10 protein-coding genes and 1 pseudogene are annotated in these 13,619 nt (G+C 72.2%); 6 read left to right on the forward strand and 5 right to left on the reverse strand.

The window, feature by feature from the left end; all coding sequences use genetic code 11:
- Nucleotides 1-9: 9 nt before the first annotated feature.
- Both ACZ7GX_RS15820 and ACZ7GX_RS15825 read right to left on the reverse strand, forming a co-directional pair.
- Nucleotides 10-2,958, reverse strand: a complete 2,949-nt coding sequence (locus ACZ7GX_RS15820) for an AfsR/SARP family transcriptional regulator (RefSeq protein ID WP_498777117.1) — start codon at nucleotides 2,956-2,958, stop codon at nucleotides 10-12.
- 79 nt (nucleotides 2,959-3,037) lie between these two features.
- Nucleotides 3,038-5,521 carry a DEAD/DEAH box helicase gene (locus ACZ7GX_RS15825; RefSeq protein ID WP_498777119.1) on the reverse strand — a complete coding sequence of 828 codons (2,484 nt, stop codon included), beginning with the start codon at nucleotides 5,519-5,521 and terminating at the stop codon, nucleotides 3,038-3,040.
- Between the two features lie 375 nt (nucleotides 5,522-5,896).
- Here ACZ7GX_RS15825 and ACZ7GX_RS15830 point away from each other — a divergent pair, with 375 nt between their 5' ends.
- Complete coding sequence (locus tag ACZ7GX_RS15830) at nucleotides 5,897-7,081, forward strand: acyl-CoA dehydrogenase family protein (RefSeq protein ID WP_498777121.1); 1,185 nt, start codon at nucleotides 5,897-5,899, stop codon at nucleotides 7,079-7,081.
- 26 nt (nucleotides 7,082-7,107) lie between these two features.
- Nucleotides 7,108-7,896, forward strand: a complete 789-nt coding sequence (locus ACZ7GX_RS15835; protein ID WP_498777123.1) for an SDR family NAD(P)-dependent oxidoreductase — start codon at nucleotides 7,108-7,110, stop codon at nucleotides 7,894-7,896.
- On the opposite strand, the gene ACZ7GX_RS15840 is transcribed toward ACZ7GX_RS15835, so the two are convergent.
- Both ACZ7GX_RS15840 and ACZ7GX_RS15845 read right to left on the reverse strand, forming a co-directional pair.
- Complete coding sequence (locus ACZ7GX_RS15840) at nucleotides 7,881-8,561, reverse strand: DUF2306 domain-containing protein (RefSeq protein WP_498777125.1); 681 nt, start codon at nucleotides 8,559-8,561, stop codon at nucleotides 7,881-7,883. The two genes, ACZ7GX_RS15835 and ACZ7GX_RS15840, sit on opposite strands and share 16 nt — an antisense overlap.
- Nucleotides 8,562-8,589: 28 nt before the next feature.
- Nucleotides 8,590-9,747, reverse strand: a complete 1,158-nt coding sequence (locus ACZ7GX_RS15845; protein ID WP_498777127.1) for an epoxide hydrolase family protein — start codon at nucleotides 9,745-9,747, stop codon at nucleotides 8,590-8,592.
- 246 nt (nucleotides 9,748-9,993) lie between these two features.
- Here ACZ7GX_RS15845 and ACZ7GX_RS15850 point away from each other — a divergent pair, with 246 nt between their 5' ends.
- From ACZ7GX_RS15850 to ACZ7GX_RS15865, 4 genes and pseudogenes are all read left to right on the forward strand, one after another.
- The gene (locus ACZ7GX_RS15850) at nucleotides 9,994-10,683 is read left to right on the forward strand and encodes an energy-coupling factor ABC transporter permease (protein ID WP_498777129.1); all 690 of its coding nucleotides are present in this window, start codon (nucleotides 9,994-9,996) and stop codon (nucleotides 10,681-10,683) included.
- Complete coding sequence (locus tag ACZ7GX_RS15855) at nucleotides 10,680-10,982, forward strand: PDGLE domain-containing protein (protein ID WP_498777131.1); 303 nt, start codon at nucleotides 10,680-10,682, stop codon at nucleotides 10,980-10,982. The genes ACZ7GX_RS15850 and ACZ7GX_RS15855 overlap by 4 nt, the downstream gene beginning before the upstream one ends.
- A gap of 89 nt (nucleotides 10,983-11,071) precedes the next feature.
- Nucleotides 11,072-11,569, forward strand: a pseudogene (locus ACZ7GX_RS15860) (energy-coupling factor transporter transmembrane component T family protein); the annotation flags it as partial.
- A 63-nt stretch (nucleotides 11,570-11,632) separates the two neighbouring features.
- Complete coding sequence (locus ACZ7GX_RS15865; protein WP_498777210.1) at nucleotides 11,633-12,415, forward strand: energy-coupling factor ABC transporter ATP-binding protein; 783 nt, start codon at nucleotides 11,633-11,635, stop codon at nucleotides 12,413-12,415.
- Between the two features lie 25 nt (nucleotides 12,416-12,440).
- Here the strand turns inward: ACZ7GX_RS15865 and ACZ7GX_RS15870 are convergent, their stop codons facing one another.
- A complete protein-coding gene (locus ACZ7GX_RS15870) occupies nucleotides 12,441-13,619 on the reverse strand; it encodes a lytic polysaccharide monooxygenase auxiliary activity family 9 protein (RefSeq protein WP_498777133.1) in 1,179 nt (392 codons plus the stop codon).

Consider the following 13,619-nt stretch of genomic DNA (forward strand, 5'->3'; position numbering starts at 1 on the left):
CTCACGCGGTCAGGTCAGGTCGGACAGGGCGGCGGAGGCCAGGGACTCGAACTCGCCGAAGCCGCTGCGGGAGGCCAGGTCACGGCCCACGCGGGCGTGGCGGAGGGCGTCCGCGCGGCGGCCGTCGGCGGCCAGGGCGTGGACCAGGTTGACGTGCGAGCGGGCCACGCCGTAGCGGTAGTCCGACGACGTGGCCAGTTCCAGCGCCCGCAGGTGCGCCGCGACGGCACGGGCCGGTTTGCCCAGGTGCCGCAGGACCAGGCCGAGGGCGTTGTGCACCTCCGACTCGATCCGCCTGCTCCCGCCCAGCTCCTGCACCAGCGCCAACGCCCGCTGGGCCGTCCGCATCGCCTCCGCGTGCTCCCCGGCCAGGCACAGCGCCGCCGCGAGGTGGGCCATCGACTCCGCCCGCGGGTGCCGCGCACCACTGCGGTACCACGCCTCCAACGCGTAGCGCTGCAGCTCGGCCGCCCGCGCGTAGTCCCCGGACGCCGTGCTGCACCGCCCGAGCAGCGCCGCGCACGCCGCCTCGATGTTCACCCCGTCGGCCGCCCGCGCCAGCTCCAGCCCTTCGGACAGGAACGACTGCGCCGTCGCCAGGTCGCCGCGCATCAACCACACCGCGCCGAGGCCGGTCAGCGCCGAGATCCCCACGTGCGGCAGCGCGCCCTCGACCTCGCCCAGCTCCGCCATCCGCTCGAACGACGCGAGCGCGGCGGGCAGCTCGCCGAGCTCCAGGTGCACGATCCCGTCCAACCCGACGTGCAGCCACTCCGCCCGCGCGGTCGGCCGCACGGACCGCAGGTACCGCTGCGCGACCCGCAGGTTGCCCAGGTTCCGGTGCTCGGTCGCCAGCCACACCGTCATCAACGTCTCGGCGTCGCGGTCACCGGCCGACCGCGCCGCGCCCAGCGCCGCGCCGACGGCGTTGAGGAACTCCACGTGGTGCCCGTGCGAGCCGAGGTACCCGCTCACCGAGTTGATCAGCTGCCACGCCATCGGCAACGGCCCGTGCGCGGCGCAGTGCTCGGTCGCCGCCAGCACGCTGGCCCGTTCCGCGGCCAGCCACCCCCTGGCCGCGTCCGGGCTCATCCGGGGCGGCCCGGAGGAGCCCAGCTCCGGGTACAGCACGTTGCCGACCTCGATCGCCGTGCGCAGGTACCAGTCGAACAGCCGCAGCCGCGCCGCCGCCATGTCCTCGCCCGACGCCTCGGCGCGGTCGGCCGCGTAGTCGTGCAGCAGGTCGTGCAGCGCGAACCGGTCGGGCCCGACCCGTTGCAGGAGGTGCGCCGACGCCAGGTCCTCCAGCAGCCCGCGCGCCACGTCCTCCGGCGCGTCCAGCAACGCCGCCGCGCCGATCACGCAGAAGTCCGGCCCCGGCAGCAGCCCGGCCAACCGGAACAGCCGCGCCGCGTCCGGGCGCAGCGCCGCGTACGACAGGTCGAACGCCCGCCGCACCGCCGCCGTGTCGTCGTTGTCCACCGCCAGCGCGGCCAGCCGGTCGCCACCGCGCAGCTCCTCCACGTACGACGCCACGTCCACGTGCGAGGAGCCGACCAGGTTCCCCAGCGCGATCCGCAGCGCCAGCGGCAGGTACCCGCACAGCCGGGCCAGCTCGCCGAGCGCGTCGAAGTGCGTCACGGCCGCGTCCGAGCCCAGCGACCGGGCCAGCAGCTTCCACGCCTCGTCGCCCCGCAGCACGTCCAGCCGCACGGTCGTGGCGCGCAGCCGCAGCTCGTTGCGGCTGGTGATCAGCACCGAGGAGCCGGGGTCGGCGGGCAGCAGCGGCCGCACCTGGTCGACCGACGCGGCGTTGTCCAGCGTGATCAGCACCCGTCGGCCGCGCAGCCGGGCCCGGTAGCCGGCGACCAGCTCCTCCTCGTCCACCGGGATGTGGTCGGCCCGCACGCCCATCGCCCGCAGGAACCGGGCCAGCACCGCGGACGTCGACAGCGGCGGCGACGTGGAGTGCCCGCGCAGGTTCACGTACAGCTGGCCGTCGGGGTACCGGTCGCGCACCGCGTGCCCCACCGAGATGGCGAACGCCGTCTTGCCGACGCCCGGCGGCCCGCACACCACCACGGTCGCCGAGCCGCGCGTCAGCAGACCGGTCACCCGGGCCAGCTCGGCGGCGCGGCCGACGAAGTTGCCCACCGGCGCGGGCAGCTGCGACACCGGCGCCCACGTGCTCGCGACCGGCTGGTGCAGCGCCGGGTCGCCGGTGAGGATCGCGTGGTGCACGGCGCGCAGCGAGTCGCTCGGGTCCACGCCCAGCTCCCGCGCCAACGTGGTGGACGCCTGCCGGTAGGCGTCCAGCGCGTCGGCCTGCCGGTCCACCCGGTACAGCGCCACCATCAGCTGCGACCAGAACCGCTCGCGCAACGGGTGCTGCGCGGTCAGCCGGCGCAGGTCCGCGACCACCTCGTCGGAGCGGCCCAGCCGCAGCTTCACGTCCACCAGCTCGGAGATCACCCGCAGCCGGTGCTCGGCGAGGGTCGGCGCCTCGGTCTCGTGCAGCGACTCCGACGGCACGTCGGCCAGCGGCGGCCCGTGCCAGCACGCCAGCGCCCGCTCGTAGGCGTCGGCGGCGGCGGTGAAGTCCTCGGCGGCGGCCAGCTTCGCGCCCTGCTCGGCCGCCGCCTCGAACCGGTGCAGGTCCAGCGCGTCGGGCGGCAGGTCGATCCGGTAGCCGGTCGGCGTGGTGCGGATCAGCGGCGGGTCGCCGAGCGCGCGCCGCAACCGCATCACGTACACCGGCAACGTCTGCGCGGCGCGGTCCGGCGGCGTCTCGCCCCACACCCGGCGGATGAGGTCGCTCGCGGGCACCGAGCGGTTCGCGTCCAGCAGCAGGGTCGCCAGGACGATGCGGTGCTTGGCGGCGGTGACGGCGACCGAGCGGCCGTTCCGGCGGACCACGAGAGACCCCAGCACGCCGAACTCGTCCTGCGACAGGGTCAACCGCCTCCGTTCTCTCCCGACGTTGACATGCTCGTACCCCGGTCCGCACCGCAGTACCACCGGATGGACTCCACGCGGGCTAGAGCCTGCCGACTTCGGTGATCCGCAGGGCCGCCGTGCCGGTTTCGTCGGACTCGGCCAGGTCGACCTCGGCGGTGAATCCCCAGTCGTGGTCCTTGGCCGGGTCGTCCAGGACCTGCCGCACCCGCCACAGCCCCGGCTCCTCGGTGATCAGCAGCAGCGCCGGGCCGCGGGCGTCCGGGCCCATGCCGATCTCGTCGTGCTCCTCGAAGTACGGCTCGAGGGCGTCCTGCCAGTCCTCGGCGGTCCAGCCCGCGTCGCCGTCCAGCCGGCCCAGCTCGTAGTAGTTGCGCCGCGCGGCCAGCTCCACGCGCCGGAACAGCGCGTTGCGCACCAGCACCCGGAACGCCCGCACGTTCCCGGTCACGGCGGGGGGCGTGTCGCTCAGCGACGTCTCGGCGGCTTCCTCGCCGGGGTTGCGCAGCTTCTCCCACTCGTCGAGCAGGCTGGAGTCGACCTGGCGGACCAGCTCGCCCAGCCACTCCTGCAGGTCGCTGAGCTCCTCGGTCTTGGCGTCCTCGGGCACGGTCTGGCGCAACGCCTTGTACGCGTCGGCCAGGTACCGCAGCACGAGGCCCTCCGAGCGCGCCAGCTGGTACTGGGAGACGTACTCGGCGAACGTCATCGCCCGCTCGAACATGTCCCGCACCACCGACTTCGGCGACAGGTGGTGGTCGGCGACCCACGGGTGCCCGCGCCGGTAGGTGGTGAACGCGGCCTCCAGCAGCTCGGCGAGCGGCTTCGGGTACGTCACCTCGTCCAGCAGCTCCATCCGCTGGTCGTACTCGATGCCCTCGGACTTCATCGCGCCGATGGCCTCGCCGCGCGCCTTGTGCTCCTGCGCGGACAGCACCTGGCGCGGGTCGTCCAGCGTGGACTCGATCACCGACAGCACGTCCAGCGCGTACGAGGGCGACTCGCGGTCCAGCAGCTCGATCGCGGCCAGCGCGAACGGCGACAGCGGCTGGTTGAGCGCGAAGTTCACCTGGAGGTCCACGGTGAGCCGGATCTCGCCGCCCTGCCGCTCCACCACGCCCGCGGCCAGCAGGCCCCGGTACATCTGGATGGCGCGCAGGATGTGCCTGCGCTGCGCGGGCCGGTCCTCGTGGTTGTCCTCCAGCAGGTGCCGCATCGCGGCGAACGCGTCGCCCGGCCTGCCGATCACGTTGAGCAGCATCGCGTGGCTGACCTGGAAGCTCGACGTGAGCGGTTCCGGGTCGGCCTTCGTGAGCCGCTCGAAGGTCTGGTCGCTCCACGACACGAAGCCCTCGGGCGCCTTCTTGCGCACGACCTTGCGCCGCTTCTTCGGGTCGTCGCCCGCCTTGGCCAGGGCCTTCTCGTTCTCCACCACGTGGTCCGGCGCCTGGACGACGACCGTGCCGACGGTGTCGTAGCCCGCGCGGCCCGCCCGGCCCGCGATCTGGTGGAACTCGCGCGCCTTGAGGTGGCGGGTGCGCTGGCCGTCGTACTTCGACAGGGCGGTGAAGACCACCGTGCGGATGGGCACGTTGATGCCCACGCCGAGGGTGTCCGTGCCGCAGATGACCTTCAGCAGGCCGGCCTGCGCCAACTGCTCCACCAGCCGCCGGTACTTGGGCAGCATGCCCGCGTGGTGCACGCCGATGCCGTGCCGGACCAGGCGGGACAGCGTCTTGCCGAACCCCGAGGTGAACCGGAACCGGCCGATCATGGCCGCGATGGCGTCCTTCTCGGCGCGCGTGGCGACGTTCACGCTCATCAGGGACTGCGCGCGTTCCAGCGCCGAGGCCTGGGTGAAGTGCACCACGTAGACCGGCGACTCGCGGCCGTGCAGGAGCTCTTCGATCGTCTCGTGCAGCGGGGTGGTGACGTACTGGAAGTTCAGCGGCACCGGGCGTTCGGCGGAGCGGACCACGCTCGTCGTGCGGCCGGTGCGGCGGGTCAGGTCCTTCTCGAAGAACGTGACGTCGCCCAGGGTGGCCGACATGAGCAGGAACTGGGCCTGCGGCAGCTCGATCAGCGGCACCTGCCACGCCCAGCCCCGGTCGGGCTCGGAGTAGAAGTGGAACTCGTCCATGACGACCTGGCCGACGTCGGCGCCCGTGCCGTCGCGCAGGGCGATGTTGGCCAGGATCTCGGCGGTGCAGCAGATGATCGGCGCGGTCTCGTTGACGCTGGCGTCGCCGGTCACCATGCCGACGTTCTCCGCGCCGAACGTCTCGATCAGCGCGAAGAACTTCTCCGACACCAGGGCCTTGATGGGCGCGGTGTAGTAGGTCCTGCGGCCCTCGGCCATCGCGGCGAAGTGCGCGCCGATGGCGACCAGCGACTTGCCCGAGCCGGTCGGCGTGCTGAGGATGACGTTCGAGCCGGAGACTATCTCGATCAACGCCTCCTGCTGCGCCGGGTACAAGGACAGCCCCCGCTCCTGCGCCCAGTCGGCGAAGGTGTCGTAGAGGACGTCGGGGTCGGGGGTGGCCGGCAGGCGGTCGGTGAGAGTCATCGCAGGCAGAGCATAGTGGCAACCGCGACCCCGACGACCGCCGCCGAGATCACCCGGCCGTCGACGGGCGTTCCCGCGATACCGCCCGGCGGGGCGGCGCATTTCCCCGATGCGCCGCTTTCCACCCTCCCGGTCGACGGAGTCGAACGCGCCGGGTGACGGCGGCGACAACCCGCGCTCGCACCCGGTGGGAAAAGCGGTGGCGAAAACTCCGCAACCTGGAAGATGTGCACGGAGAGTGACCAGTCGTACGCTTGCCGCACGAAAAGATCGCCGGTAGGCGGCTACCACCCCGCGCATTCAGCGGCGCTATCGCCACACCCCGGTGGCCGCATACCGGAAGGTGCTCGGCCACCAATTCTCCAGGGGTAATCAATGACGAAGCCGCAAGTGCTCCAGCGATCCGCGCTCGTGGACCGTGCCGCGGAGCTCGTGCCCCTCCTCCGGTCGCACGCGCTCTGGACGGAGGAGAACAGGCGCCTGCACGAGGAGTCGATCGGGGCGTTGGCCGACGCGGGGATCCTGCGGATGCGGGTGCCCACCCGGTACGGCGGTCACGAGAGCGACGCGCGGACGGTGGTCGACGTGCTGACCCAGGTCGGCCAGGGCGACGGCTCGACCGCGTGGAACGTGTCGGTCTGGTCGATGGCCGCGTGGCTGGCGTGCATGTTCCCCGACCACGTCCAGGACGAGGTGTTCGCCGACCCGGACTCGCTGGTGTGCGCCGTGCTGAGCCCGACCGCGCTGGCCGTCCCGGCCGACGGCGGCCTGGTCGTGAACGGCCAGTGGCACTTCATGAGCGGCGCGCTGCACAGCCGGTGGCAGGTGGTGATCGCCATGGCGCCCACCCCGGACGGCGCGGGCCAGTGGCCGATCATGGCGCTGGTGCCCCTGTCCGACCTGATGATCGTCGACGACTGGCGCACGTCGGGGCTCAGGGGCACCGGCAGCGTGACGACCGTCGCGGAGAACGTCTTCGTCCCCGGCGACCGGGTGCTCCCGATGCCCGCGGTGCTCCAGGAGCAGTACGCCTCCGAGCTGAACGCCGCCTCGCCCGTCTACCGGTCGCCCCTGATGCCGACCGGCTGCACGACGTTCACCGGCACGGCGGTCGGGATGGCGAAGGCCGCGTTCGACGGGTTCCTCCAGCGGCTGCCCGACCGGAAGATCACCTACACCGACTACGGCAGCCAGAGCACCGCGCCGATCACCCACTTCCAGGTCGCCGAGGCGTCGTTGCTGATCGACGAGGCCGAGTCGCACGCCTACCGGCTGGCCGACCTGGTGGACTCGAAGGCCGTCGACGGCGACCAGTGGACCGTGCGCGAGCGGGTCTACGCCCGTGCCGCCCTCGGCCGGGTCTTCCAGCTCTCCAAGCAGGCCGTGGACGTGCTGCAGACCGGCAGCGGCGGGTCGTCGGTCTACGAGACGGTCCCGATCCAGCGGATCGCGCGCGACCTGCAGACGCTCAACCTGCACGCGCTCATGCACCCGAACACGAACTTCGAGCTCTACGGCCGCGTCCTGTGCGACGTGGAACCGAACACGATGTACATCTAGCGGGCCAGGCGGCAGGAGGATTCGGGATGGACACCCTGTTGACCGATCGCGTGGTCGTCGTCACCGGAGCGGGTTCCGGTATCGGACTGGCCACCGCGCGCAAGTTCGCCGAGGAAGGCGCCCGCGTCGTCGGGGCCGACCTCGACCCCCGACCGTTGAAGGACGTCCCCGGAGCGGTCCTCCCCGTCACGGTCGACATGGGCGAGGAGTCCGCCGGGGACCGGGTGGTCGAAGCGGCCGTCGCCGAGTTCGGCGCGGTGGACGTCCTGGTCAACAACGTCGGCGTCTACCCGTACCGGGAGAACGGCTTCCTCTCGGTCGACGACGCCGAGTGGAACCGGGTGCTCAACCTGAACTTCCTGTCCGCGGTGCGGATGACCAGGGCCGTGCTGCCGCACATGATCGCGGCGGGCCGCGGTGCCCTGGTGCACATCGCCAGCGAGGGCAGCCGCCAGCCGGTCCCGTTCTTCGTGGACTACTGCGTGAGCAAGGCGGCGGTCCTCAACCTCTCCAAGGCGCTGGCCAACGAGTTCGGCCCGCAGGGCGTCCGCAGCAACGTCGTCTCGCCCGGCGCGACCCGCACCCCCGCGTGGGACGCGCCGGGCGGGCTGGCCGACAGCCTGGCCGCCGAGTTCGAGATGGAGAAGGAGGCGGCGCTGACGCACTTCGTCCGCGAGGTGCGCAAGCTGCCCACCGGCCGGCTGGGCACCCCGGACGAGGTGGCCTCGGTGATCGTGTTCCTGGGGTCGGACCTGTCGGCCCAGGTGACCGGGGCCGAGTACACCATCAACGGCGGGAGCTACGCCGCCGCTTGACGGGGAGCCCGCGACGGGCGCCGCGGCTGCCGCCGGGGCGTCCGTCGCAACCACAGGGCGACCAGCGCGACGTTGATGATCCAGCCCAGCCAGAACGCCCCGATCTGGCCGATCAGCACCAGGTCCTCGAACTCGAGGCCGGGCACCAGCAGGACCGGGTAGAACAGCGCCCGCCCGGTGATCGGGGTCATGGCGAAGGCGAAGCTGTAGAGCATCCACCGGCGGTGGTCGGCGTACCGGCGCCTGCGGGCCATCAGGAAGCCCGTGATCGTGGTGACCAGGCCCAGGCCCGCCCAGGCCACCGCGCCCGCCTTGCCGATGAGCGTGAGCGAGGTGACCGGGGTGATCGCCAGCGCCAGCACGGCGGAGGGCCCCATCCCGGCGAAGACGTAGAGCCGTCCGCTCGTGCGGTGCACCGCGGGGTGGCGCTGCCGCAGCCACGGCCACAGCTGCAGGCACACGGTCACGATCGCCACCGTGCCGAACGCGATGTGCAGTTCCAGCATCGGGTAGTGCGGCGGGAACGCCGCGTTCAGCCGCGACCGCGACTGGGCCGGGTCGAGGGTCAGGTACGGCGGCAGCGCGTAGACGAGGAACGCCACGACGAGCACCGTGAGCGGGACGACCCAGGGACGACGCCACCACGATCGGGTGTCAGTGGCCATGGTCGGTCTCCGATCGGTCGGCGCCCGCTCAGGTCCGGAACGGGCGGAAGAAGTCCCGGACGTCCTCGACGAACAGGTCCGGCTGCTCCAGCGCGGCGAAGTGGCTGCCGCGGTCGAACTCGGTCCAGTGGGTGATCGTCGGGTAGGCGCGCTCGGCGATGCTCCGCACCGGGGGCGTGACGTCGGCCCCGAACACGGCCACCCCCATCGGTTTCCCGACCGGGGGCGGCGGGGCGCCGGTGAACAGCGCGCCCAGGTCGGCCGCCGCCTCGTAGTGCAGCTCGGCGGACGACCCGGCGGTCGCGGTCAACCAGTAGATCGTCACGTTGGTCAGCAGCACGTCGCGGTCGACCGCGTCCTCCGGCGAGTCCTTGGAGTCGGTCCACTCGAAGAACTTCTCGACGATCCAGGCGAGCTGTCCCACGGGCGAGTCGGTGAGGCCGTAGGACAGCGTCTGCGGGCGGGTGGACTGCAACCGCATGTAGCCGGACAGCTCGGCGTCGTAGCGGGCGAGCTTGCCCAGGCGGGCCTGGTCGGCCTCCGTCAGCGCGGCCAGTTCCGCCGGGTCGCCGGACGGCACCGTGAGCAGCAGGTTGACGTGCACCGCGACGACGTGCTCCGGGTCGACCCGGGCCAGCTCCAGCGAGACGAACGAGCCCCAGTCACCGCCCTGCGCGCCGTAGGAGCCGTAGCCCAGCCGGCTCATCAGCTCGGCCCACGCCCTGGCGATCCGGTCGAGGCCCCACCCGGTCTCGCCGGTGGGACCGGAGAACCCGAAGCCGGGCAGGCTGGGGATCACGAGGTGGAACGCGTCGGCCGGGTCGCCGCCGTGCGAGGCCGGGTCGGTGAGCGGCCCGATGACGTCGAGGAACTCGACGATCGACCCGGGCCAGCCGTGGGTCAGCAGCAGCGGCGTGGCGTCCGGTTCCGGCGAGCGGACGTGCAGGAAGTGGACGTGCGCGCCGTCGATCTCGGTGGTGAAGTTCGGGTGCTGGTTCAGCCGCGCCTCGGCGGCCCGCCAGTCGTAGTCGGTCCGCCAGTACTCCACGAGCTCCCGGAGGTAGCCGAGCGGGACGCCGCGCGACCAGCCGACGTCGGGTAACTCCCGCGGCCAGCGGACGTTCGACAGCCGGCGGCGCAGGTCGTCGAGCTCGGCTTCGGGGACCCGCACGCGGAACGGCTTCATCGTCGACGCCCTTCAGACCGTGTCTCACCCGATCGTGGCGCAGTCGGGCGGCTGAGTTGTCGAGATCCTCACGCACAGTGTCCGGCATGTGGCCGGTCGAGGTCTTCTCCGTTCGTGCGGAGTAGGCGCGCTCTGTCGCCCCGAACCGCTCGCCCACCGGGTCCGCTCGCCGTGATCGAGTGGGGAAGGCCTCGGTTGTTGCACAGTGCTGGCCATTGCTCTCTTCTTGCAACTAGCGTGTGGTGCGTGTCCGAACCGGTAGCAATGCACATGAGCGACGGCCTGCTCAACGCGCCGACCTCGCTGCTGTTCGTGGCGGTCGCGGTGGCGGGCGTCGGCGTGGCGCTGGCCAAGGCGCGCGGCGACCTCGACGACCGGACCGCGCCGCTGGCCGGTCTGGTGGCGGCGTTCGTGTTCGCCACCCAGATGCTGAACTTCCCGGTGCTGCCCGGCGTCAGCGGGCACCTGCTCGGCGGCGCGCTCGCCGCCATCCTGGTCGGACCGTGGGTCGGCGCGCTGTGCGTGACGATCGTGCTGGTGGTCCAGTCCCTCTTCTTCGCCGACGGCGGCGTCACCGCGCTCGGCGCGAACGTCACCAACATGGCCCTGATCGGCACGGCGGTCGGCTACCTGACCGCGGTGGCGCTGCGCCGGCTCGCCACCCGCGGCAAGGGTGGCCTGGCCGCGGTCGCGTTCGTGTCCGCCCTGGTCAACACGGTGCTGGCGTCGTTCGGCTTCGTGCTGGAGTACGCCATCGGCGGCCAGGGCGGTGTCGCGTTCGGCACGGTCGCCGCCGCGGTGCTCGGCGTGCACGTGCTGATCGGCATCGGCGAGGGCGTGATCACCGCGGTCACCGTGACCGCGGTCGCGGCCGCCCGGCCCGACCTGGTGTACCTGCTGCGCGGCGTGCCGCAGAAGCTGGAGTTGAGGGCGTGAAGCGCTTCTTCCTGGGGTTCGCCGTGGTCAGCCTGCTGCTGGCGGGCGTGGTGTCCTACTTCGCCGACTCCGACCCGGACGGGCTCGACCACGTGACCGAGCAGCACGGCATCGCCGAGCACGCGCAGGACCACCCGCTGGCCGGGTGGCCGCTGGCCGACTACGCGCTGGGCGGCGACGACCGGTTCACCGGCCTCGCGGGCGTCCTCGGCGTGGTGGTCACGCTGGCTCTCGCCGGTGGGCTGTTCTGGGTGCTGCGCAAGCGTTCCGGCGTCGACACCGACACGAAGTCAGGGTGAGCGCGGGCCACGGTTTCCTGCACCGGCCGGGCGACTCGCCGGTGCACCGCCTCGCGCCGCAGGTGAAGATCGCCGCCGCGGTGGTGGCGGTGCTGTGCGTGGTGGCCACGCCGCGTGAGGCGTTCTGGGCGTTCGGCGCCTACCTGCTCGCGCTCGCGGCGGTCTGGGCGGTGGCCGGCGTGCCGGTGCGGTGGTTCGCCGCGCGGTCGGTGATCGAGGTGCCGTTCGTGCTGCTGGCCGTGCTGCTGCCGTTCACCGGCGGTGGCGAGCGGGTGGACGTGCTGGGCCTGTCCGTGTCGGCGGAGGGCGCGTTGGCCGGGTGGAACATCCTGGTCAAAGGCACGCTCGGGCTGCTGACGTCGTTGACGCTCGCCGCCACGACCGCGCCGCAGGACCTGCTGCTCGGCCTGCAACGGCTGCGGATGCCGTCGGTGCTGATCACCATCGCGACGCTGATGCTGCGGTACGCCGAGGTGATCGTGGGCGAGGCCAAGCGGATGCGGGTGGCCCGGATCTCCCGCGGCGACGACCCGAGGTTCCTCTGGCAGCTCGGCGCGACCGCGCGCGGCATCGGCAGCCTGTTCATCCGGTCCTACGAACGCGGCGAGAGGGTGCACCTGGCGATGGTGTCGCGCGGCTGGACGGGCCGGATGCCCGATGGGGGCGGCGGAGAGGTGGTGGCGGCCGTCGAGCCGCGGCGGTCCGCGCCCGCGCTCGTGGTGGAGAAGCTGGCGTACGCCTACCCGGACGGCCACCAGGCGCTCTTCGGGGTGAACCTGCGGGTCGAACGCGGTGAGCGGGTGGCCGTGCTCGGCCCGAACGGCGCGGGCAAGACGACGTTCGTCCTGCACCTCAACGGCGTGCTGGGCGGTGGGTCCGGCCGGGTCGAGGTGGCCGGGCTGCCGGTGGAGAAGGCGAACCTCAAGGAGATCCGCCGCCGGGTCGGCGTGGTCTTCCAGGACCCCGACGACCAGCTGTTCCTGCCGACCGCGCGCCAGGACGTGGCGTTCGGCCCGGCGAACTTCGGGCTGCGCGGCGCGGAACTCGACGAACGGGTGGAGCGCGCGCTGGCCGCCGTCGGCATGGAGGCGTTCGCCGACCGGTCGCCGCTGCACCTGTCCGGCGGGCAGCGCCGCCGGGTCGCGCTGGCCACCGTGCTGGCCTGCGACCCCGAGCTCCTGGTGCTCGACGAGCCCTCGGCGAACCTGGAACCGGTGGCCCGCCGAGAGCTGGCCGAGGTGTTGCTGGGGTTGGACCGCACGATGCTCATGGTCACCCACGACCTGCCCTACGCCTTGCAGCTGTGCCCGCGCAGCGTGTTGATCGACGGCGGCGTCGTGGTGGCCGACGGACCGACGCGGGAGCTCCTGGCCGACACCGGGCTGCTCGCCCGGCACCGGCTGGAGCTCCCGTTCGGGTTCCGCCTGGAATGACCCCTGGTTCAGCCCGACCGGGGGATCAGGGGCTGGTGCAGGTCACCGTGGGCAGCGAGTTGGAACCGGAGTAGTTGGCGGTGAAGCCGAACTTCACCGACGCCTCCGGCGCCACCGTGCCGTTCCACGCCGCGTTCTTGACGATCACCTGCGAGCCGGAGCCGGACTTGACGCCGCTCCACAGGCTGTTGATGGCCTGGTTGCCGCCCCACGTCCAGGTGGCGGTCCAGCCGTTGTACGCGCTCTTGCTGTGGTTCATGACCTCGACCTCGGCCTGGAAGCCGCCGGACCACGCGCTGGTGATCTTGTAGATCGCCATGCAGTTCGGGTCGCCCGGGTTGTTCGGCGTCGTGGTGGTGGTCGACGTCGGGGTCGTCGTGGTGGTGCTGGTGCTGGTCGACGTGGTGGTGGTGGTCGTCGTCGTGGTGGTCGTGCCACCGCCGTTGCCGACACCGGTCTCCTGGCCGTTGCCGCCGTCGAACACGACGTCCGAGCAGTTGTAGAACGTCTCGGCGCTGTCCGAGCGGGTCCACACCGAGTAGACGATGTGGCGGCCGGACTTGCCCGAGGGCAGCTTCGCGTTCCAGTAGTACTTGCCGTCGACGGTGCCCACCGCGCCGCTGTCCGGCGGGTTCGTCACGCTGTCGAACGGCGTGCTCTCCAGGTCGCTCCACGCCAGCGGCCGGGTCGGGCTCCAGCTGTCCTTGGTGATGTACAGGTCGAACCTGCCGGGGTGCGCGGCCCACTTGTTGTAGGTGACGTTGAACGTCGCACCGGCGGTGAGGTGGGTCACCGGGTAGTCGTTGCGGGCGATGTCGAACCCGGAGAACGTCGGGTTGCCGCCGCTGCACAGCTTGCCGTCGGGGATGAAGCCGCTCATGCGGCCGGCGCCGTCGGACCGCAGCACGCCGAACCAGTTGTAGAGCGCGTTCGTGCCGCCGGCGGACACCGCCGCCGCGCAGGCCGGGTTCTGCGGCCGGATGTCGCCCTGCGGTGACAGGCCGTCCTTCCAGCACATGAAGGTCCGGCTGCCGGGCGTCATCATGGCGCCGTGCGCGGACGCCGCGGTCGGGCCGACCACGTTCACGAGCGTCGCGATCAGCAGGCCTGCCACACCGGCCGAGGCCAGAGCGATCCATCGTCGGGCCGTCACGTCGTTCACCTCCTCGTTGAGGTTCTGGGAGCGCTCCCAGGAACAGGACAT

The organism is Actinosynnema sp. NPDC037264 (assembly GCF_055603705.1).

Coding starts and splice junctions, on each gene's coding strand:
- ACZ7GX_RS15825 (WP_498777119.1), bottom strand. CDS start 5,521: ATGACTCTCACCGACCGCCTGCCGGCCACCCCCGACCCCGACGTCCTC.
- ACZ7GX_RS15830 (WP_498777121.1), top strand. CDS start 5,897: ATGACGAAGCCGCAAGTGCTCCAGCGATCCGCGCTCGTGGACCGTGCC.
- ACZ7GX_RS15835 (WP_498777123.1), top strand. CDS start 7,108: ATGGACACCCTGTTGACCGATCGCGTGGTCGTCGTCACCGGAGCGGGT.
- ACZ7GX_RS15840 (WP_498777125.1), bottom strand. CDS start 8,561: ATGGCCACTGACACCCGATCGTGGTGGCGTCGTCCCTGGGTCGTCCCG.
- ACZ7GX_RS15845 (WP_498777127.1), bottom strand. CDS start 9,747: ATGAAGCCGTTCCGCGTGCGGGTCCCCGAAGCCGAGCTCGACGACCTG.
- ACZ7GX_RS15865 (WP_498777210.1), top strand. CDS start 11,633: ATGCCCGATGGGGGCGGCGGAGAGGTGGTGGCGGCCGTCGAGCCGCGG.
- ACZ7GX_RS15870 (WP_498777133.1), bottom strand. CDS start 13,619: ATGTCCTGTTCCTGGGAGCGCTCCCAGAACCTCAACGAGGAGGTGAAC.